We start from the raw sequence: 20,774 nt of genomic DNA on the forward strand, positions 1-20,774 counted from the left end.
TCCCGCTTCTCGCCACGCAGTCAGTCGGACGCTTCGACGGCGGCATTTATCGGTCGGATAGCTTCGATAAAGCCGAGCCGCCGTCCCGCTCCGGACAACCTTCGAAGCTCCGTTTGCAAGGAAGGAGAAATTTGCTTCAAGCCAAATGCTACCAGCGCACGGCCGCGTGCCGTAAAAAAATTTGCCCAGGGCAAGGGTTCGGCTGCGGTGAACGCCTCGAGGCGATCCACGTGACGGCTGGCTCCCGCCCAGTTCTCGCAGGCGAGGCAAGCATCGATCGCGTAACGGCGGAACTGGAGATGATTGTGGCTCACCGCATTTGAAGCCAGGATCGCTTCGCCCTCCTCCAGGGCAGCGGCGCGTATCTCGGGATCGTCAGTGGCCACGGCTAGGAGGCCGAGATACCAAGGGCCGAGATAGGCCATCCCGGTGCGGCGGCTGACGCGCAACGCTTCTTCCAGGTCGGCGACGCCTTGCCCCTTTCGGCCGGCCAGCCGGTGCACGTCGCCACGAAACGCCAGAGCCTCCGCCTCGAAACGCGGCGCCTGGATCTCGCGGGCGAGGCGGAGGGACGCTTCAGCGCTTTCCAACGCCCTATCGAACTCCGTCAACGATGACCAGGCGAGGTAGGCGTTCATATGCGCGATCAGTTCGGCGCGTTGGTGGACGATCTTCCTCGACGCTTCGATTGCCGCCAGCGCCTCACTGAGCAGGCTGTTGATGTCGCCGATGTAGAGGCTGGTCGCCACGACCATCGAGCGGTTCGCTACCGCGATTCGGCCGAAGCCATTGCGTTCGGCAATTTCTACGCATGACCGATACTGCCGATGCGCGCTGACCATCCGGCCGCGCATATATTGGGCGTCGCCGATGCCGCCCAACGATGCAGCCTCGATCTCGGTAAGCCCTACCCGTCGCGCGAGTTTTAGGCTCGACCGATGTTGTTCCAGGCAGCCGTCGATGTCCCCGCGCGGAAATAGCAGATTGCCATGGAGGAAGTGGGCGCGGGCGGCTTCCTCGTCCAGTCCGGAACGTTCGGAAATGTCTTCCACGGCCCGCACGTCCGCCAAGGCACCGTCAACATCGTCGGCTATGCGCTTGACCGCTGCAGCACCGAGCAGCGCCCGGCAGCGTCCGCGCTCGCCATCCGCCAGGGCCAGCGCCTCGCTGTATGCGGCGCCGGCTTCGCCGGTGCGACCGAGGCTTAGCAAAATGTCGCCGCGACATGAGAAGAGCGCGGAGCGGGTTTCGTCATTCCCGGCAAGCCGCAGGCCGCGCTCCACCATCTCCAACGCTCGCCCATAGCGGTACGCGCGGTTCTCGCGGCAGGCAGCGTCGAGGAAAGCCCGAGGTGCGGCCTGGTCTTCGGCCCGTTCCAGATGCTCGGCGCGCATGATCGGATCGCGCTCGGCAAACCACTGCGCGGCGCGGCGGTGCAGCGCTTGGCGTTCCATCCGCGGCAAGGACAGGTATGCGCCATCGCGCACGAGCGCATGCGCGAACAGAAGGTCGTTGCCGGCGGGTTTCAGAAATCCGCGCCGGATCAGGGCGTTGCAGTCTTGCCCGGGATTTTCCAGCAGATGACCGAGGGCATCGGGGGCAAAAAGCTGGCCGAGCACAGCGGCAATGCGCAGCATCTGGCGGTCGCCGGGCGGCAGCATGTCCAGCCGGGCAAGCACGACGCTGTGGATGGTGTCGGGCAACCGGTCCGGCCCCCGGTCGCCGCCGCGAAGCAGTTGTTCGAGAAAGAGAGGATTGCCTCCAGCGCGCTCGACGCAATTAATGGCGAAGACATCGGTTGGCGCAAGGAACTTGCCCGCCATGGCCAAGGCCTCCTGGCGGTAAAGCGGTGCGAGATCCAGCGTAAGCCTCGGCCCATCGCCGGCTCGCATTTGCCGGGGCGGGTCGGAACGTTCCTCTTCTGTTCGGGCAGTAGTGACGACGAGTACCGGACCCGTGGTTGCCGAGGCGGCAAGCGCATCCACCTGCGCCAATGTCTCGGCGTCCGCCCACTGCACGTCCTCAACGATCAGGACGAGCGGCCGGCGGGCGCTTGCGCGCCCGACCAGTTGCAACAGCGTCTGTTCCAGCCCCTTGGCGCGCGTCGCATTATCCATCGCGTCATAGAGCGCCCGCTGGTCCTCGGGCAAGGAATGCTGCATCAATCGGTGAAGGTGGATTTCCAGATCGGCGTCGACGAGGCCGCTGTCAACGCCGATGCGCGGCTCGATCGCGAGACCTTCGACGAGAGCCCGGATTGCATTGCGCTTGGCGCCCGCGCCGAAGTCGAGAACGAGGCCGGTGTGGCACTCGAATCCCTGCTCGACGGCGAGCTTCTGAAATTCCTCGACCAGGCGGGTCTTGCCGATTCCGGCTTCGCCGCGGACATGCACGACGAGCCCCCGCCCGGTATCGAGGCACGTCTTCAGAGCGCCGGCAAACTGCGCCAGTTCGACCTGCCGGCCGACGAAGGCGGTTCTGGCGACACCCTCGAAGGAGAGGCCAGCAGGCCGCCAAGCCCCGATCGGCTTTTCCGAGCCCCGGGCGACGATTGTGCGGAGTTCGGCGCGGTCTACGAGGTGCGCGACCGACCGGTGCACAGCGTCCGAGAGCAGTACCTCCCCAGCATCCGCCGCTCCGGCGAGTGCGCCGGCCAGATGGATGGCAACGCCGGTTACGTTGAACGCGCCCGCGCCATCTCGATCGAGCCTCGTGACCAGCATTCGGCCGCTCGCCAATCCAATCCGGGCCGGGGGGATGCGGTCTTCCGCCCGAACCGCCCTCACGATCTCGAGACCAGCCTGCAATGCGCGTTGCGCATCGTTGCTGTGGGCAACCGGCAAACCGAAGAAGGCAATCGTGGTGCCGCCGAGCTGCCTGTCGACCATCCCCGCGTGGTCCACGACGGCCCTGTGAACGATGTCTGCGAAGCGAGCAGAGAGGTCCCGCTCTCGCTCAGGATCGTCTTCGTCGGCGAGAACCGACAAGTCGCCCATCTCGACGAACATGACGACGAGCTGACGCAGCTCCGATGCCGGTCCGGTCGGCTCCGGCCCGGTGGCAGATTTCGGGCCGGGGGTCTGAGGCTCCTGATGTGAAGACCTTGCCGCTTCGGCAGGGGCGGCAGCGACGGGCCGGTCCCGCTCGCGCCGCCTTTGCTGAATCTCTTGATAGATCTGCTCGGTTTCCGGTTCGGGCAGCACGCCGAGCTCGCGCTGCAGGATCTCGCGACAGACGTGAAACTGCCGAAGAGCCGCGCCGATCCGGCCCTGACGGACATAAAGCTGCATCAACGCCCGATGGACATTTTCCTGCAGCGGGTCGAGCGGCAGCAGGCGGAGCGCCAGTTCGAGCGCCGTTGCGGACGAGCCGGACGCCATCTGGTTTCTCAATAAAGCCGTCAGCGCCTTGACGGCCATTTCGTTCAGATGCTGGCGCGTAGCCGCGAGCCAATTTTCGAAAGCCGGCGCCTTCGGATTGAAGGCTTCCATGAACGGCCCCTGGTAGAGCGCTGCTGCCTGACCGTCCGCTTGCGGTGTTCGGGCCGCCATCAGTTGCTCGAACTGGAGCGCGTCGACGTCGAGGCAATCAGGGGCGAGAACGATCCCCTCCCCCGAGGCTCCCGCCAATTCCGACCCTTTCAATCCGAGGACCTTGCGCAGCACGAGAAGTTCCTGGCGCAGGCTCGCCCGCGCCTGGACCTCGCCACGATCCTCCCACAGCAACGCGGCCAGCTTGTCGCGCGACTGCGGGCGACCTCCAGCCATGGCGAGGTACACGAGCAGCGCTTGCGCCTTGCGCGAGGCAACCGCGATCTGCCGGCCTTCCGGTGAGAAGACCTGAAGACCTCCGAAGGTGCTGAGCCGGATCTTCGCCATCGCGCTTCGCCCCACTGGTGCAGGATAGAGGCGCCAACGGGCGGACAAAAGATGGCAGTTTTCTTTTTTGACGAAGCTTTGACGCTCGCCGCGACGTTCTTTGACGGCACCCCGCTAAACCATCCTCCCAAGACGCCAGCGATCACCGGCTGACTCACCAAGGAGGATGAAAATGCAAATCGATCAGGACAAACTCAACGCCTTCCTCGGCAAGATGCTTGACGACATCGGCGCCGCGATGAACGCGTCGCTGGTGCAATTGGGCGACAAGCTCGGTCTCTACAAGGCGCTCGCCGCCGGCGGGCCGATGACCCCGTCGGAACTCGCCGGACGGACGGGCACCGCCGAACGCTACATCCGCGAGTGGCTGGCGGCCCAGGCGGCGTCAGGATACGTCACATACGACGCCGCCTCCGGCAGGTTTTCGATGGCGCCGGAACAGGCAACCGTTTTCGCCGACGACGACAGCCCTGTCTTCATGGCCGCGCTCGGCGACATCGTCGCCGCTACGGTGCTCGACTGCGATAAGGTCGAGGACGCCTTCCGCACCGGCCGCGGCGTCGCCTGGAACAAGCGCCATCCTTGCCTGTTCTGCGGCACTGCGCGCTTCTTCCGTACCAGCTATCTGCATCACCTGGTGCAGGAATGGCTGCCGGCGCTCGACGGCGTCGTTGAGAAGCTCGAACGCGGAGCGATCGTTGCCGATGTCGGCTGCGGGCACGGCGTCTCGACATTGCTGATGGCGGAAGCCTTTCCCAACTCGCGCTTCTTCGGCTTCGACGCCCATCCCGGCTCGATCGAAGCTGCACGCAAGGCCGCCGACGCGGCCGGTGTCGCCGACCGTGCGACGTTCGAAGTTCAGAGCGCCAAATCCTTCACCGGCGATGGCTACGATCTCGTCTGCTTCTTCGATTGCCTGCACGACATGGGCGATCCCGTTGGCGCCTTGAAGCATGTGCGCAAGACGATCGCGCCGGACGGCTCCCTGATGATCATCGAGCCGTTCGCCGGCGATCGGCTGGAGGACAACCTCAACCCGGTCGGCCGCATTTACTACGCCGGCTCGACCATGGTCTGCACGCCGACGTCGCTCGACCAGGAAGTCGGCCTCGCGCTCGGTGCCCAGGCCGGCGAGGCAAGGCTGCGCGAGGTGGCGAAGGCCGCCGGCTTCAGCCATTTGCGCCGCGCCACCGAGACGCCTTTCAACATGATCCTCGAGGCGCGCCCCTGAAACCGCGGCAATCGCTCCTGCCACGGCAATATCCAAGAAGCAAATTCACTACGCAAGGAGAAGAACGATGACCAGATTGAAGCAAATGCTTGTCGCCGCCACCGTGCTCGTCGCAACGGCTGCTGGTGTGCCAGCCGTGCGATGGCGGATGAAGCCGCCAGCGAAGCGCCGGTCAGGCAGTATCTGAAGGCCTGGGATGCCCGCGACGTCGAGGCGATGCTAAAGACATTCACCGACGACGCCGTCGTGATACTGCCCGCCCAGGCGCCGATCAGCGGGACGCAAAACCTGCGTGGACTGCTGACGGCTTTCGTGAAGAGCTTCTCGGCGCCGGGCGCGACGTTCACGCCCGGCCAGTTCACGGCAAACGGCTCCGTGGCCTATTTCCTCTGGCAAGGCGACACGCCATCCGACCGTTATCCCTTCGGTGCCGACACCTTCGTAGTCCGGGACGGCCACATCGCTTACCTGACGCTCGCTTTCGTCGCTGAACCGAAGCCGGCCAAGAACTGATCGCGCATCTTCGAAGATCAATTCGGATCGAGCCGGTGCCAAACGCCGGCTCGCACTCCAGGCAATCGACCGAGAACCACTCAGCTTGCGCTTGGAACGGCTAGCCAAGTCCTCATGGAGGCAGAAATGGAGCCGCCCGCAAGCGCACCAATAGTCAAGCGCTAAGGCTGAATTCGCGCCGTTTCGGGCGTCCGGCGGCGTGATGGTGGGCTCCAGCTCGTGGAAGGTAACGGCAATGCGGACCGATGACTGAACTGGAAATGCGTCCCCCTTCCCTGGCTGAATCGAATTTGGGCCAGCGCCTGTAGACATCGCGGCGGCGATGAAACAATCTTCATTGCGGGAACATAAGCGCCACGAAGAAGGCGCCTACCTTCGGGTGCGCATGAACAATCGCTGGACTTTGTACGATCCGCGCCTGGCCTGGATGCTCGTTGCACCGGTGCTTCTGCTGCTGATCCTCTTCCTGGTGCTGCCGATCGCGGTGATGGCGGCCTATACGTTCTTCACCTTCGTCACCGCAGGCGTCGAAACCAGCGCGCTGACCACCGCCAACTGGCAGGAATTCTTCACCGACAGCTATTATTCCGGCTTCCTGCTGAAGACGCTGAGGGTCGGCGCGATCACCGCGCTGCTATGCGGTGTGCTCGGCTATTTCCCGGCCTATTTCATCTGGGCGACGAGCTTCAGGCACAAATGGCTGCTCTTGCTCCTGCTCATCGTGCCGTTCTGGATCAGCTTCACCATCCGCACCTTTTCGTGGATCAACATCCTGGGCGAACAGGGCGTCATCAACGTCACGCTGCTCAAGATAGGCATCATCAACGAGCCGCTGCCGATGCTTTATAACGAGGGCGCGGTGATCCTCGGGCTGCTGCACTTCCTCCTGCCGTACATGATCCTCAACGTTTATGTGAGCCTCGAGGGCATCGACCGCACGCTGATCTCGGCGGCCCGCTCGATGGGCTGCACCAGCGCGCAGGCGTTCCGCGAGGTGACCCTGCCGCTGTCGCTGCCGGGCCTGGCGGCCGGGCTGCTGCTGTGCTTCGTGCTGGCGGCCGGCAGCTATGTGACGCCGCAGCTGCTCGGCTCGGGCCGCGACGCGCTGTTCGGCAATTTGATCTACGACACCATCATGAGCGAATTGAACTGGCCGATGGGCGCAACGCTGTCGATCGTGCTGTTCCTCGTGCTCGGCTTCTTCGCCGCCATCTACACCCGCTACATGGGTATGTCGCAGATCGTGAAGGGGTTGGGCGGATGAAGGCCGTGCGGCCGAACAAGGAAGGCAAATGGGCCTGGCGGCTGACCGGCTTCGTCACGCTCTGCGTCTACGTCTTCATGTTCGCGCCGATCGCTGCGACCGTCATCCTGTCGTTCAACGCCTCGATGTTCGGCGGCTTCCCGATGACCGGCTTTTCGCTGCAATGGTACGCCAAGCTGATGAACAATGACGCGGTGCTGACGGCCTTCCGCACCTCGCTGTGGATCGCGCTGGTGACGGCGGCCGTCACCACGGCCATCGGCGTCGTCACGGCATTCGCGCTTACGCGCTTCGACTTCCGCGGCAAGCAGGCGCTGAGCACGCTGGTGATCCTGCCGGCGCTGGTGCCGGAAACCATTCTCGGCGTCGGCCTTCTGGTGCTGATCAAGGCGATCGACCAGCCGCGCACCATGCTGCTTCTGGTGCTCGGCCACATCCTGCTTGCGGTGCCCTATGTGGTGCTGATCGCGCAGGCGCGTATGGTCGGCATAAGGCGCGTCTATGAGGAGGCGGCGCTCTCGCTGGGCGCCTCGCGCTTCTCGTCCTTCCGCGAGATCACGCTGCCGCTGCTCATCCCGGCGGTCGTCGGCGGCGCGCTGCTCGCCTTCACCATTTCGTTCGACAACACCTCGGCCAGCCTGTTCTGGCGGCCGGCGGGCGTGGAGACCATGCCCACCCAGATCCTTTCCATGCTCAAGATTTCGATCAGCCCGGAAATCAATGCGCTCGGCACCGTGATGATCCTGGTGACCGTCGGCATTCCGCTTGTTGGCGGCCTGATCCTGCAAAGCCTGACAAAACTGAGAAAACGTGGCGAACCCAAGGAGGAAGCACGATGAAACTGACCACCACCAAGCGGCTGGAGCGGCTGCACGACCGCTATATCAACGGCGATCTCAACCGACGGACGTTCCTGAGCCTGACAGCGGCTGCCGCGGCCTCGGCCGGCCTCTCGATGCCGTGGATGGGACGAGCGCTCGCCGCGGTCGAGCAGGTCCGCTTCGACGGCTGGGGCGGCACGGTGCAGGACGCGATCGACAAGTTCGCCTTCCAGCCCTACACGGCCAAGACAAAGATCAAGGTGGTCCAGGGCACGTTCGGCGACGAGGACGAGATCATCACCAAGATCAAGACCGCCAAGCCAGGCGACTACCAGGTGATCCATTCCTCGGGCGTCAACTACTACATCAAATACGTCAATGGCGGCCTGACCTCGGAGATCAACGAGGCCAACATTCCCAACATGGTGAATGTGCTGCAGCCGATGATCGAGCCGTTCCGCAAGCTGACGCCGAAGCTCTCGGCCGTGCCCTACGACTATGGCACCACCGGCATCGCCTACAACACCAAGGTGATCTCACCGGAAGAGGCCAAGGAAAAGGGCGCCGCACTTCTGCTCGACAAGAAATATGCCGGCAAGGTCGGCGGCTATTCGGACATGACCACGCGCGTCTGGTACGCAGCTCTCGCCACCGGCCAGGATCCCAACAACCTCAAGGACATGGACACGATCTGGGCCAAGGTGCGCGAGACGCGCGACCTCGCCAAGAAGTTCTGGAGCTCCGGCGCGGAGCTGATGGACCTGCTCTCCAAGGGAGAGATCGTGGTGACCGACGCCTGGTCGGGCCGCGTCGCGGCGCTGCAGGACCAGGGTCATCCGATCGGCTATCTCGATCCGGCCGGCTCCTATGCCTGGATGGAGGATATGCTGATCCTGAAAGGGTCGCCGATGGCCGAATGCGAGGAATTGATCAACTTCATGCTCGACCCGGCGACCTCGATCGCGGTGGCCGAGGGCCAGAGCTATCCGCCGTCGCTCGACCCGAACAAGGTCAAGCTCACCGAGAAGATCGAGAAGCTGCCGGCCTTCGATAAAACGGGCACCATGAAGTCATTGACCTTTGCCGATCCGGTCTATTGGGCGACCAACGAGGACGCCTGGACCAAGCAGTGGAACAGGATATCGAAAGGTGCCTGACAGCCAGGGCACGACACTCAATCCCCGGCCGGCCTCGGCCGGGGCAGAAGGCGTGAGCGCGGCCGCCGCGGCGAACAGCCCCGCGGTCGAGTTCCGCAACATCGACATCGCCTATGGCAAGTTCGTCGCGGTGCGCGATTTCTCGCTGTCGATCGGCAAGGGCAGCTTCGTCACGCTGCTCGGCCCTTCGGGCTGCGGCAAGACGACGATCCTGCGCTCCATCGCCGGCCTGGTCGACATTTCGGCCGGCCAGATCATGATCGGCGGCCGGCGGGTCGACGACGTGCCGATCTACAAGCGCAACATCGGGCTGGTGTTCCAGAGCTATGCGCTCTTTCCCCACAAGAGCGTGTTCGACAATGTCGCCTTCGGCCTGAAATATCGCAACGTCGCCAAGCCCGAGATCAAGCGCAAGGTCGGCCAGGCGCTGGACATGGTGCGGCTGCCGGGCAGCGAGAAGAAACTGCCCTCGCAATTGTCCGGCGGCCAGCAGCAGCGCATCGCGCTAGCGCGCGCCATCGTCTTCGAGCCGCAGGTGCTTCTACTCGACGAGCCGCTCTCGGCCCTCGACGCCAATATGCGCGAGGAGATGCGCGTCGAGATCAAGAAGATCCAGAAGGAAACAGGCATCACCGCCATCTTCGTCACGCACGACCAGGAAGAAGCGCTGTCGATGTCGGATCGCATCGTGGTGATGAATGCCGGCTCGGCCGAGCAGATCGGCACGCCGGAAGAGGTCTATGAGCGGCCGGCCACCGCCTTCGTCGCCGACTTCCTCGGCAAGGCCAACATGCTTTCGGGCGCGGTGAGCAGGTCCGACGGGCCGACCATTGTCACGCTCGCCGGCGGCCAGACGATCAATGTGCTTTCACCCAAGGCGTTGCCGCAGGGAAGCCCCGTCACCGTCGTGGTGCGGCCGCAGAAACTGTCGATCGGTGGAGCGAGCGCCAACCGGTTGCCCGGCCGGATCGTGTCGGCCTCCTATCTCGGCGGCAGCGCGATCTATGAGGTCGACATAGGCGACAAGGCGAACATCCGCGCCAACGCCCCGATCGCCGGCCGCGTTCTGCGCGAAGGCGAAGTGATCGAGCTCGGCTTCGACGCGGACGATTGCGTCTTGTTGGACGAGGCCGGTCGGCGGATTTCCTGAAGATCGCGACTTGGGTATCGCCCGTTCTGAAATCGATCATTACACTGTCAATCAAGGCAATTGGCCGCTCGTCACGCCTTTGCCGGAACCGGCCGCGACTTGACCGCTGTAGCCAGAACGACCCCGGCCACAATGAAGGCTGCGCCGAGCAGATCGTAGTCATGCAGGCTCTCGCCAAGCAGCAGATAGGCGAGCACGGCGACGAACAAAGTCTGAAGATAGAGCAGCATGCTTGCCCGGCTTGCGCCCAGCGTCTCGACACTTTTGTTGTAGAGATAATACATCAGCGCGCCGCCGGGGCCGGCCAGATAGGCGAGCGCGAGCAGGCCGTTGCCGTTCAGGGCGGAGCGCTCGTCGTTGACGATTTCCCACAGATCGAACGGCAGCGCCACCAGCGCGCCGGCGCCAAGCAGAAGGACCACCAGCGGCAGGGGATCGAGGCCGAATTTGGAGCGGCGCAGCAGCACGGTATAGAGCGCCCAGCAGAAGGCACTGCCGACGATCCACAATTCTCCGATGTTGAAGCGCAGTTGCACCAGCGCGTCCAGCTTGCCATGGGCGACGATGATCAGCATGCCGGCAAGTGCCGAAACCGCGCCGAGCGACTTCCAGAGGCCGAGCGGTTCGCCCAGCACGAGGCGCGCGAGCACCATGGTCATGATCGGCGACATTGCCATGATGATGCCGGCCGTGGTCGCATCGGTATCGTTCAGGCCATGGTAGATCATGCCCTGGCAAAGCGTCAGGCCGATGGCGCCAACGGCGACGATCTCCAGCGGCCGGGATTTGAGAAGCGCCAGCATGGCGCCGTGATGGCGGTGCACGATCGGCAACAGGATGCCGCAGGCGAGCAAGAGCCGCCAGAAGCACAGCCCCCAGGGCGGCATTTCCGGCGCCACCCACTTTGCCGCGATGTAGACGCCGGCCGAAAGCAGCCAGCACAGCACGGCGGCGGGATAACCAGCCAGCGACGGTATCGCCCGGGCGGCCGGCGCTTCCGCCGGATGCGCTATCGGTATCGCCTGCATCGCATGTTCCCCCGCTTCATGAAGATCAGCCCAGTCGCAGCCGACAGTCTACCTCATGACGGGGGCGTTACATAGTTGGCCCGGCAAAGCCCACTCGGCAGGGATCAATGCGACGTGTCGCCGGCCACATGCAAAAGATCCCATGCCGAGCCGACGCGACCGTGGAACTGCGATGCGCAGCGTTCGGCCTCAATCTCTTCGAGGCCCTCATCGACAAGAGCCTCAATGCTTCGCCGCAGCAAGGCAAGCTGCATTTGGCGCGCGTGCCTTTTGTCGGTTTCGCGCAGGATGACCGTGACGTGATAGGCGACGACAGGCTGGCCGAGACAGGACAGGAGCGCGCCTGACCCTGCCGTTGCTGCAGTGACTGCTTCCTCGATATTCATTCCGGCGCTCCTCATCAAAAGATGCTGGGCGCCTCCCCGGCAGAATGGCGACGGTGTCAGTCGCTTCTTTTCTCATTTCGGCCGTCGTGAACTCTTCGCCCGCGACCAAAATCAGTATCCTCCAGAACCGTATTAAAGGCGACCGGATAGTTAATTGATGGTTAACGGGAACGTTCGAATCTTACGCGTCCGGGGCCGGCTTGACGCATCCGTCAGCGACCGAGGACGTTGCGTTCGGCCGACGGCGCCAGGCTTCGCGAACCATGCACCGAAACCGGCGCACCCTGAAGCACCCAGTCGGCTGCGATCTGGCCGATCACCGGGGCGAGCTGGATGCCGTAACCGCCGGCGCCGGCGGCGATGATCAGCGTGGGTTCCGAGGCATCGATCGGTCCGACGAAGGGGCGATGGTCGGCGGTGGCGGGATAAAGGCCCGCCCAGCCCCGGCCGAGCCGCGCGCCCGGCAGGTCGGGCAGGCGTTCCAAAAGCAGCTCCGCCAGATCGACCTTCGACTGCTCCTCGCACTGGTCGTTGTAATTGTCGGGGTCCTCCGGCGCGATCGAATTCACCTTGTGGATTTCGGCGATCAGCTCGCCTGGCTTTTCGTGGCGGAAGTTGAGCCCGCTGCCTTCGCCGTTCACGAGGTCCATCACCATCGGCATCGTGTAGCCGAGCGGCTCGTCAAGATGGATGACGACGGCCTCGTGGCGCTCGGGCCAGATGTGCAGGCGCTGGCCGAAAAGCGCGGCGACCTGCGGCGCCCAGGCGCCGCCCGCATTGACCACGGCATCGCAGTCGATCAGTCGTCGCTCGCGATCGATCGGGCCGCCATTGGTTTCCAGCGTATAGCCGCCCGGGCGCCGTTGCACCCCGACCAGTTTGCGGTACTGACGGATCTCGCCGCCCTTGGCGCGGACGATGCCGGCCAGGAAATTGCACATCTCGTGCGGATCGAGGAAGCCGTTGTCGGGCCCGAACAATCCGCCTTCGAACCCGTCCGGGTTGATGTGCGGAATAAGATCCCTGAGCTCGTTGGCGCGGATCAGGCGCGATCTCAGCCCCGCCTCGCCCTGGATCTCGACCGATTTGGCGAAGAGCTCCATCTGGGCGGGCGTGCGGGCCAGCCGCAGGTAGCCGATATGATTGAAACGAAGCCCCTCGCCTTCCCATTGGCGGAACCGGCGCAGCGAATGGACGCGCAGCATGATCTCGAACGGGTCGGTCAGTTGCGATCCGACGACGCCGACGGACCGGCCGCTCGACCCCGAGGCAATCGAGTGCGCTTCGAGCACGGTGACGCGCGCGCCCTGCTCGACGAGGTTGAGCGCGGTGCACATGCCCAGCGTGCCCGCGCCGATCACCACGACATGAGGAGAAGCCGTCATCTGTGGTCCGCCTGCTTTCACGACTGCGCGGCGACGTCGCCCAAGGTCTCGTCGATCGCTTGAAGAATGGCGCTGGCATCTTCCTTGGTCATCGGCGTCGACAGCGCGAACAGGCCGTAGCTGGCGGACAGGACGCCGCGGCCAAGCAAACCCTTGTGGAAGGTATCGAATTTCCTGTGCTCGGCCGGACCTGGATAGATCGAGCGGTAATCCGTCACCGGATGCGACGTGAAATGAATCTTGAACAGCGAGCCGAGGCCGACGCATTGGCCGGCTAGTCCATGCTTTTCGAATGAGGCGGTAATCCCTTCGCGCAAGGATGCGCCGAGCCGATCGAGATGGGCAAAGCTTTCTTTCGTCAGCGCCCGCATCGAGGCAAGGCCGGCGCGCATGGTCACCGGATTGGCCGTGAATGTGCCGCCATGCGGCAGCGCGGGCTTGCCTCCGGTCGGATCGAACACCGCCATGATATCGGCGCGCCCGCCGACGGCGCCGACCGGAAAGCCGCCGCCGATGATCTTGCCCAGCGCCGTCAGGTCGGGCTCGATGCCCCACAGGCCTTGCGCGCCAGACCAGCCCAGCCGAAACGAGATCACCTCGTCGAAGATGACGAGCGCATCTACGGCATGGGCGATGTCAACCATGGCGTGGAGGTAATCCCGGCGCGCCGGTATAAGGCCGGCACGGTTGGGCATCGGGTCGATCAGCACGGCCGCGATATTGTCGCCCTCGGCGGCGAAGACGGCGCGCAGCGCCTCGGTGTCGTTGAAGGGCACGGCGATCACGTCCTGCAGCACGCCGCGCGGCGTGCCCTTGGCGTAGGGCGTCGACCTGGGCAGGTCGCCCCAGTTCGCCGGTGAGGAGTCCAGGCTCACTTCGGCGAAATCGTAGGATCCGTGATAGGCGCCCTCGATCTTGACGATCTTCGGCCGCGCGGTGAAGGCGCGCGCGGCCTTGATCGCCATCATCACGCCCTCGGTGCCGGAGTTGGTGAAGCGGATCTGGTCGACCGAGGGCAGCCGCTCGACCAGCAGCTCGGCAAGCTCGATCTCGCTCAGCGTCGGGGCGCCGAAAGCGGTGCCGAAGGGCAGCTGCTCGACCACCGCCGCGGTGACATCGGGATGCGCATAGCCGTGGATCATCGCGGTGAAATTGTTGATGCAGTCGTAATAGGCATTGCCGTCGACGTCCCAGACCCTGCACCCCTCGCCGCGCGCGGCGTAGATCGGAAACGGATCGACAAAGACCGTGGTACGCGTGTTGCCGCCCGGCATCACCTTCCTGGCGCGCTCGAACAGGGTTTTCGATCCAGGCATGGCGTCGGGATAATGCGGCATGGCTCTCCGAAGGCGAATTCGACTGTTGAAACAGCGGCGAGCCGCTCGTCACGAAGCTACGGTTCGTTTGCGTGCCGGCACAATCGGCCAGACCGGCCATGCGACCCGACCAGGGTTCATTCCGGTCATCATCATTTCGCGGCGGCAGCAACCGCGCGCTTAGACCGCCCGACATTGGTCAGCCGTCATCGAGAAGTTCTGCTCCGAGACGATCAGTCATGACATCTAGTCCATTTGAATGATGCATCCTGCGCCTAAAGGCGTACCTGGTATAAGCAGCCCGTCAACTGTCCAAAATACAAGTTGTCCAAGCTGTAGATAAAATTCAACACGGAGCGAACCGCTAAGACCGAGAATCTTAATTTTGCGCACGCGCAGCCGCTACGACGTGTTTCTTGAGCATCGCGAAGGATGCCGTCAGACAGAGGACCGTGGCCAGTGACATTCATGCATGAATCCTACGAGGAGTTCGAGGGCGAGCCGCGCCCGGCATGGGTACGCTTCGGCATGCGCCACTGGAGGTGGAGCGCTGTTCCCATATGCATCCTCCTCTTGGCGCTGATATCTCCAGCAGACAATGGCGCCGAAATGCAGCAACAGATCGCGGCGGCGCGAGGTGAACTGGCGTCGACAAAAGCGCAACTGGGCCTGAGTCAGGATGCCGAGCACACGGCAAGCGCGCAGGCAAAGCTGTTGGCCAGCACCTCCGCAGAGCAAATAAAGGCCCTGAGAGAGGCGAACCAAAGCGAGGAAGCCCTCAAACTCGACCTGGAGGCGGCGCAGCGCGCCATCAAAGGCTTGAAGGCACAATTGATTTCTTCGAACGAAGCACGCAACGCTGGGGAAGCGTCATTGGCCGAGGCAAATCAATCGCTTGCCGAAGAGCGGCTCAAGGTCGAACAATCCGAGCACGAACTCGCGATGGCCCGCCAGGCCGGCGAGGCCGATGAGAAACGCGCAGATCTGGCTGCGGCCGAGCGGGCCACCGCCCTAAAGGACCTCCAGCTGGCGGTTGCTGCCGCAAAGCATGCCAACGAAGCATTGGATCTGGAACGTGCGCGCGCGGTTTCGGCCGCAAGCGATGCCGATGGCGCCCGTCGGGAAAGAGATGCGGCAAAGCAGGCATCTGCCGACTTGAGCGCAGCGTTGGAGCAAGAGCGTCAAAAGCTGACCGACATGTCCGTGTCCCTTACCGCTGCGCGAAAGGCGATCGACCTGGTCAAGGCGCAAAGCGCGCGCCGCACAGCGCAGATGGAGCGCGCAGCCAGGGCGCGTCCCGCCGCAGTTTCACTTGCCAGCCAGAATGGCCAAGCTGTCCGCCAACGAGGCTTGCAGGACAAAAACAGAGCGAAGGTTTCAAGATCACCGAAACGGGTTCTGGTGGCGACGACGATCACTCTCCCCGACGCCTTGCTTCCGTCCCCGCCTCGATGATGATGGCCAGGAGTGCATTTGGATTGGCACGGACGCATGCCGCAGGAGGGGTCCTGAAATGGGCAAATACCTGGCGGTCGCCTTGATGATCGCTGCCGCCACCGGGCCAGCGGCGGCGCTTGATGTCGGTGGTGGCGGCAAAGTCGGCGGCCTTGGCGTTGCCGCTGGAGTGAGCGCAGGATCAAAAGGCGTTTCCGCGGGCGTGGGGGCAAGTGTCGGCGGCTCGGTCGGCGCAAACGTTGGGACATCAGCGGGCGCGGGCGGCGTCGGCGTTGGCGCTTCAGTAGGCGCAGGTGGGGCAAGTATTGGCGCGTCCGCGAACGCCGGCACCGGGTCAGTCGGCGCGGGCGTTTCGGCTGGTGACGCTCCGGACAGCGCAAGCGCGGGCGTTTCGACAAGTACCGGCACGGCAACGTCCGGCACCGTGGGCACCGCGCCCCCTGACAACCCGCCCGTTTCCTCTGCCAAAAGCGCAAGAACCGCGATCAGCATACCATCCATTCTCAAACCTTCCAGCACAGGTGGCGGGGAGTTCGGGCGGTTTAGAGCGGGCTATCCTTTTGCGCCCCTTTTGTCGCTGAAATCGAAGCCGGGCACCCCGCGCAAAGTCGTGAGCGCATGCCGCGCGGCGATCATGTCGGCGGCGACGCCGCTTGGGGCTGTGCGCGTAGACGCGGTCAGCGCCGGCCCGATGCGCCAACGCAAAGCCGGTCCGGCGGCGCCGATCGAGGTGCGAATAAACTATGCGCTTCGAGGTCGCATCCAAGTGCGACAAGCGAAAGTCCTGTGTCGCCTCGGTGCGACGGGAAAGGTCATCGCTGTAACGTAGCAGCCGGCTGTCATTGGCCTGTACACAGGTCCCAGCTTACCGAGCCGTGTCCAGGGACCGCTCCTTTGCAACGTCATTCGCCAAAACCCGATTCGGGTGCCTGAGATGGGTCGGCGTGATGCCGGTCTGCTGGCGGAAGACGCGGCTGAAATGGCCGGCATTGGGGAAGCCGCAGCGATAGGCGATCTCGCCAATGGCCAGGTCACTGCCTTCCAGCAGCGACTTGGCGTAATGCACCCTCAGCGCCAGATAGGCGGCCATCGGGCCGATGCCGAGCTCGGCGCCGAACAGGCGCTCCAGCTGGCGGCGCGAGCAGTTCTGCCTGGCGGCGATCTCGGCGACCGAGAGCGTCTCCTGAAGATTGCTTTCCATCAGGAGCAGCGCCCGCTTCACCGCGCGGCTGGCGGCCGCGGGAAAAAGGTCGCCGACCGGCTGCACGTCGCGGCTGGAGCGGATACGGTCGAGCACCAGGATCTTGGCCGCCTTCTCCGCCGCCTTCTGGCCGATGAATTGCGAGACGAAATAGCCGGCGAGATCGGCCGCGCCCGTGCCGCCGGCACAGGTGGCGCGGCTGCGGTCGACGGAATAGAGGCTGTCGGCATGGGCGTTCACATCGGGGAACTCGGCGCGGAAATCCTTGATGTGGAACCAGCTGACCGCGGCACTGTAGCCGTCGAGCAGGCCATAACGCGCCAGCACGAAGCTGCCGGTGCAGAGCGCGGTGAGCGGCACGCCCTTTTCGGCCGCGCGCAAAAGGAACGCTTCCTTTTCCGAGCTCAGCTTGCGGTTGGTATCGAGCAGGCCGCCGACCACCACGACATTGTCGAAATCCTCCGGATTGCCCATCGCCCGGGTCGGCAGCAATTCGACGCCGCAGCTGGCGCGGATCGGCAAGCCGCGCTCGCCGACGATCTCCCAGTCGAACTCGATCCTGCGGCTGCGGTCGCCCTCGTCGCCCGCCAGCCTGAGCGTGTCGATGAACAGCGACAGCGGCGACAAAGTGAAATCGCGCACCAAAAGAAATGCGAACTTCTTGGCCATTCGCGAGCCGACCTTTCCGAACCAGGCGCCACACTGGAGCGCCGGCCGTGAGGTTTATCTACCGGCGAGCGAACTGGATAGCGTGGCCTTGAATAGCGTTTTGAACCGTTGCATGATTCCTCGTGCGCGCTTTCGGCGACCCCCAGGCGTCGCAATCCGGCACGGCGTCGTCATCGGTCACGGCAGGTTGACACCTGATTGACCAGGCCCTGCTTGGAGCGCGGCGGGCAGGCATGGTATCGCAATGCCGGGAGGCGGCGATGCGTGTGATTTTCCGATGTGATCCGATGCTGGCGGAGCATTTGCCGCGCCCGGTGCCGGCGCGCGGCGTGTTGCCGGACTGGCTGCGCGCGATGCCCGCCACCGCCTATTCGGCGATCCACGGCCGCGATATTCGCACGCTCAAGCAATGCCCGCCGGTGGTCGACGCGATGACCTACGGCTTCATGATCCTGCTGCCCTGCGACGTCATCGTCGACCGGGGCAAATTTTCCTGGGACTGGAAGGTTCCGGAACCCGCCACCGGAAACCACCCGCGAGCGCCGCTGAGCTTCCACACGCCGGGGCAGCTCGCCGGCAGCCCGTTCGCCGGGGCTGGCCAGGCCGCGCTCAAATTCAACAGCTTCTGGACCATTGAGGTCGAGGATGGCTGGTCGCTTTACGCGACGCACCCGGTCAATCGCGAGGACCTTCCCTTCAGGCTGGTGACCGGCCTGGTGGATTCGGACCGGTTCAGCGATAGCGGCATCAATTTCCCGGCGATCTGGAAGGAGCCCGAATTCTGCGGCGTGCTCCGCAAAGGAACTCCGGTCGCGCAATGCTTCGCGGTTCCGCGGGCCGCGCCGCGGCTGGAATACGAAGTGTTCGACGAAAAACGCCAGGCCGCCTATGCGCGGACGGTCGCGGATGTCCTGTCAACGCCGGGCGTCTACCGCAAGCGGTTCCGCGCCAGGCGCGGACGCTCCACCGGCGAGTGAAAGACGCAGCGCATTCTCGTCGAGCCAGAGCCGGCCGCATGGCGCGGAGGTGAGCGCCATGGCGATGACGCCGAAGGTGGACGGGGCGAGACGATAGGCTCGCGAATAGGCCGCCATCGCCCCCTCGAGATCGCCCGTCTCCTGCAGGACGACGCCGAGATTGACCGCGGCTTCCGCAGCATCCGGGCTCATCTCCAGCACATGCCGGTAGGCCTCGGCGGCGGCGTCGAACTTGCGCATGTCCTGGCGCACCAGCCCGAGGTCGAACCATTGCGCCGGATGCCCGCCGCCGGCGACGGCGCGTTCGAGGAAGCCTTCCGCTTCGGCAGGCGCGCCGCGTTGCCAGGCCAGGCGTCCGAGCCGCGCCATCGCCTCCACGGATTTCGGATCGCTTTGCAGGATTTTTGTCCAGGCTGCGCCCGCGGCGGAAGCATCGCCCGCCTGATCGAGGGTGCGCGCCCGCTCGAGAAGGATTTCCGGATGGGACGACCGCCTCGCGGCGTGATCCAGGAACTGCAACGCGGCGTCGAACCGTCCCTCGGCACGGGCGATCCTGCCTGCCAGGATCAGGGCGGGAACATTGCCCGGGCGCGTAGCGAGGCTCGCCTCGATGCGCGCCCGGGCTGCCGGCAAGTCCGCCCTGGCGAACAATATGGCCGCCAGAAGATGGGAAAGCGCGGAATCGTCAGGGTGCCGCTTCAGGCCAAGCTCGCACAGGTCCATCGCCTGGGCGTGGTCGCCGGAGTTGAAGGCGGCGACGGCGCGGCGGACCAGATCCTCGCTGTTGGCTTGACCGGTACTGATCACTGAATTTGAAGCTCCTCTGTAGTGGCGCGGACGCCCGGCTCAACGCAGGCGAGTGGTTCCGGGCCCAGGTCTGGAAAATTGGGCCAGGAATTAGGGCCAACCTACCTGACTTGGATGGTGCAATGCACGAACGGGATGGCCATTATAACCAGACGCTTTATAACGGTCGCTGACAAAGCGATCACCAAGGGGAGACGATGCGTTACATACGTCCGCTTTCAATAGAAGATGCCGTTGGCGAACTCGCCAAGGCGGTAGGCCCGGCCGCGATTCTGGCTGGGGGCAGCGACCTTCTGGTCCGGATGAAGGGCGGCTTCATCGAGCCCGAGCTGATCGTCGATATCAAGGCAATCGGCGGCCTGGCCGACATCACCGAAACGGCCGACGGTTTTCGCATCGGCGCCGCGGTGCCCTGCGCGGTGCTGGGCGAGAACAAGGCGCTCCGCAAGGCATGGCCTGGCGTCGTCGAGGCGGCCAACCTGATCGGCTCCAAGCAGGTGCAGGGCCGCTGCACCATTACCGGCAATCTGTGCAACGCCTCGCCCGCCGCCGACAGCGTGCCGGCGCTGGCGGCGGCCGGCGCCAGGGCGGTTGTCGCTGGGCCTTCGGGCAAGCGCACCATTGCCGTGGAAGCCGTACCGACCGGACCCGGTCGCACATCTCTGGCCAAGGGCGAGATCATCGAGGCGATCCTGCTCGACAAGCGGCCTGACCATGCGGGCGACGCCTATCTGCGCTTCATTCCGCGCACCGAGATGGACATCGCGGTGGTGAGCGCCGGCGTCAACCTGACGCTGGACGAGAAGGGCGCGATCAAGACCGCGCGCGTGGCGCTGGGTGCCGCGGCGCCGACGGTGCTTCTGGTCGAGGAAGCCGGGCAAGTGCTGGTCGGCTCGAAGCTCGACGAAGCGACGCTGGAGCGGCTGGCGAAGATCTGCTCCGGCGCCTGCCGCCCGATCGACGACAAGCGCGGCACCATCGAATTCAGACGGAAAGTCGCGGGCGTGCTGGCACAGAGAGCCGCAACGACCGCTTACAAGCGTGCGGGAGGCAAATAATGGCCGGTGTAGCTGTATCAACCACGATTAACGGCGATGCCGTCGAATATCTGTGCCAGCCCGACGAGACGCTGCTGGACGTGCTGCGCGATCGGCTGGGCCTGACCGGCGCCAAGGAAGGCTGCGGCACCGGCGACTGCGGCGCCTGCAGCGTCATCGTCGACGGAAGGCTGGTCTGCTCGTGCCTCGTGCTTGGCGCGGAAGCCGAGGGCCGGAAGGTCGAAACCATCGAAGGCATGGCGCATGGCGACCAGCTGCACCCACTGCAGCAGAAATTCCTGGAGCATGCGGCCTTGCAATGCGGCATCTGCACGCCAGGTTTCCTGATCGCGGCGAAGGACCTGCTGGAGAAGAACCCCTCGCCCACCGAGGAGGAAATCCGCTTTGGCCTCGCCGGCAATCTCTGCCGCTGCACCGGCTATGACAAGATCGTGCGCGCCGTCCAGGACGCGGCTAACGTGATGAAGGGAGCCTGATC

The 20,774-nt window shown here is 64.5% G+C and carries 18 protein-coding genes; 11 read left to right on the plus strand and 7 right to left on the minus strand.

The window, feature by feature from the left end:
• Positions 1-20: 20 nt before the first annotated feature.
• Positions 21-3,878: a BTAD domain-containing putative transcriptional regulator gene (locus LB565_RS14910; RefSeq protein WP_224585206.1), complete on the minus strand. Its 3,858-nt coding sequence runs from the start codon at positions 3,876-3,878 to the stop codon at positions 21-23.
• A 172-nt stretch (positions 3,879-4,050) separates the two neighbouring features.
• On the opposite strand from LB565_RS14910, the gene LB565_RS14915 reads away from it, so the two are divergent.
• The 6 genes from LB565_RS14915 to LB565_RS14940 all read left to right on the plus strand — a co-directional run bounded on the left by LB565_RS14915 (position 4,051) and on the right by LB565_RS14940 (position 10,014).
• Entirely contained in the window at positions 4,051-5,109 is a 1,059-nt protein-coding gene (locus tag LB565_RS14915; protein WP_224585207.1) for a class I SAM-dependent methyltransferase, read from the plus strand.
• A gap of 141 nt (positions 5,110-5,250) precedes the next feature.
• Positions 5,251-5,622: a nuclear transport factor 2 family protein gene (locus tag LB565_RS14920; RefSeq protein WP_224585210.1), complete on the plus strand. Its 372-nt coding sequence runs from the start codon at positions 5,251-5,253 to the stop codon at positions 5,620-5,622.
• Positions 5,623-6,007: 385 nt separating this feature from the next.
• Positions 6,008-6,886 carry an ABC transporter permease gene (locus tag LB565_RS14925; protein ID WP_224585459.1) on the plus strand — a complete coding sequence of 293 codons (879 nt, stop codon included), beginning with the start codon at positions 6,008-6,010 and terminating at the stop codon, positions 6,884-6,886.
• The gene (locus tag LB565_RS14930) at positions 6,883-7,725 is read left to right on the plus strand and encodes an ABC transporter permease (protein ID WP_224585211.1); all 843 of its coding nucleotides are present in this window, start codon (positions 6,883-6,885) and stop codon (positions 7,723-7,725) included. Before LB565_RS14925 ends, LB565_RS14930 begins: the two co-directional genes overlap by 4 nt.
• A complete protein-coding gene (locus LB565_RS14935) occupies positions 7,722-8,864 on the plus strand; it encodes an ABC transporter substrate-binding protein (RefSeq protein WP_224585213.1) in 1,143 nt (380 codons plus the stop codon). Before LB565_RS14930 ends, LB565_RS14935 begins: the two co-directional genes overlap by 4 nt.
• Positions 8,857-10,014: an ABC transporter ATP-binding protein gene (locus LB565_RS14940; protein WP_224585216.1), complete on the plus strand. Its 1,158-nt coding sequence runs from the start codon at positions 8,857-8,859 to the stop codon at positions 10,012-10,014. Before LB565_RS14935 ends, LB565_RS14940 begins: the two co-directional genes overlap by 8 nt.
• 71 nt (positions 10,015-10,085) lie before the next feature.
• On the opposite strand, the gene LB565_RS14945 is transcribed toward LB565_RS14940, so the two are convergent.
• The 4 genes from LB565_RS14945 to LB565_RS14960 form a co-directional block, all read right to left on the minus strand.
• The gene (locus LB565_RS14945; protein ID WP_224585217.1) at positions 10,086-11,042 is read right to left on the minus strand and encodes a DMT family transporter; all 957 of its coding nucleotides are present in this window, start codon (positions 11,040-11,042) and stop codon (positions 10,086-10,088) included.
• 104 nt (positions 11,043-11,146) lie between these two features.
• Positions 11,147-11,428: a hypothetical protein gene (locus LB565_RS14950; RefSeq protein ID WP_224585220.1), complete on the minus strand. Its 282-nt coding sequence runs from the start codon at positions 11,426-11,428 to the stop codon at positions 11,147-11,149.
• A gap of 212 nt (positions 11,429-11,640) precedes the next feature.
• Positions 11,641-12,813, minus strand: coding sequence for an NAD(P)/FAD-dependent oxidoreductase (locus LB565_RS14955; protein ID WP_224585222.1), 1,173 nt, complete (start codon positions 12,811-12,813; stop codon positions 11,641-11,643).
• A gap of 17 nt (positions 12,814-12,830) precedes the next feature.
• Positions 12,831-14,150, minus strand: coding sequence for an aspartate aminotransferase family protein (locus LB565_RS14960; RefSeq protein ID WP_224585224.1), 1,320 nt, complete (start codon positions 14,148-14,150; stop codon positions 12,831-12,833).
• Between the two features lie 447 nt (positions 14,151-14,597).
• Here LB565_RS14960 and LB565_RS14965 point away from each other — a divergent pair, with 447 nt between their 5' ends.
• Positions 14,598-15,584, plus strand: a complete 987-nt coding sequence (locus LB565_RS14965; protein ID WP_224585226.1) for a hypothetical protein — start codon at positions 14,598-14,600, stop codon at positions 15,582-15,584.
• A 58-nt stretch (positions 15,585-15,642) separates the two neighbouring features.
• Positions 15,643-16,413, plus strand: coding sequence for a hypothetical protein (locus tag LB565_RS14970; protein ID WP_224585228.1), 771 nt, complete (start codon positions 15,643-15,645; stop codon positions 16,411-16,413).
• A gap of 36 nt (positions 16,414-16,449) precedes the next feature.
• Here LB565_RS14970 and LB565_RS14975 read toward each other — a convergent pair whose 3' ends face one another.
• Positions 16,450-17,454: a GlxA family transcriptional regulator gene (locus LB565_RS14975; protein WP_224585230.1), complete on the minus strand. Its 1,005-nt coding sequence runs from the start codon at positions 17,452-17,454 to the stop codon at positions 16,450-16,452.
• A 260-nt stretch (positions 17,455-17,714) separates the two neighbouring features.
• Between LB565_RS14975 and LB565_RS14980 the strand changes: the two genes are divergently transcribed.
• Positions 17,715-18,431: a hypothetical protein gene (locus LB565_RS14980; RefSeq protein WP_224585231.1), complete on the plus strand. Its 717-nt coding sequence runs from the start codon at positions 17,715-17,717 to the stop codon at positions 18,429-18,431.
• Here the strand turns inward: LB565_RS14980 and LB565_RS14985 are convergent.
• Positions 18,369-19,238, minus strand: a complete 870-nt coding sequence (locus tag LB565_RS14985) for a tetratricopeptide repeat protein (protein ID WP_224585233.1) — start codon at positions 19,236-19,238, stop codon at positions 18,369-18,371. The genes LB565_RS14980 and LB565_RS14985 overlap by 63 nt on opposite strands.
• Positions 19,239-19,435: 197 nt before the next feature.
• On the opposite strand from LB565_RS14985, the gene LB565_RS14990 reads away from it, so the two are divergent.
• Both LB565_RS14990 and LB565_RS14995 read left to right on the plus strand, forming a co-directional pair.
• Complete coding sequence (locus LB565_RS14990) at positions 19,436-20,296, plus strand: FAD binding domain-containing protein (protein ID WP_224585235.1); 861 nt, start codon at positions 19,436-19,438, stop codon at positions 20,294-20,296.
• Positions 20,296-20,772, plus strand: a complete 477-nt coding sequence (locus LB565_RS14995; protein WP_224513363.1) for a (2Fe-2S)-binding protein — start codon at positions 20,296-20,298, stop codon at positions 20,770-20,772. The genes LB565_RS14990 and LB565_RS14995 overlap by 1 nt, the downstream gene beginning before the upstream one ends.
• Positions 20,773-20,774: the final 2 nt, after the last annotated feature.

The sequence above is a fragment of the Mesorhizobium sp. CA14 genome, from assembly GCF_020165195.1.
Classification (GTDB): Bacteria; Pseudomonadota; Alphaproteobacteria; order Rhizobiales; family Rhizobiaceae; genus Mesorhizobium.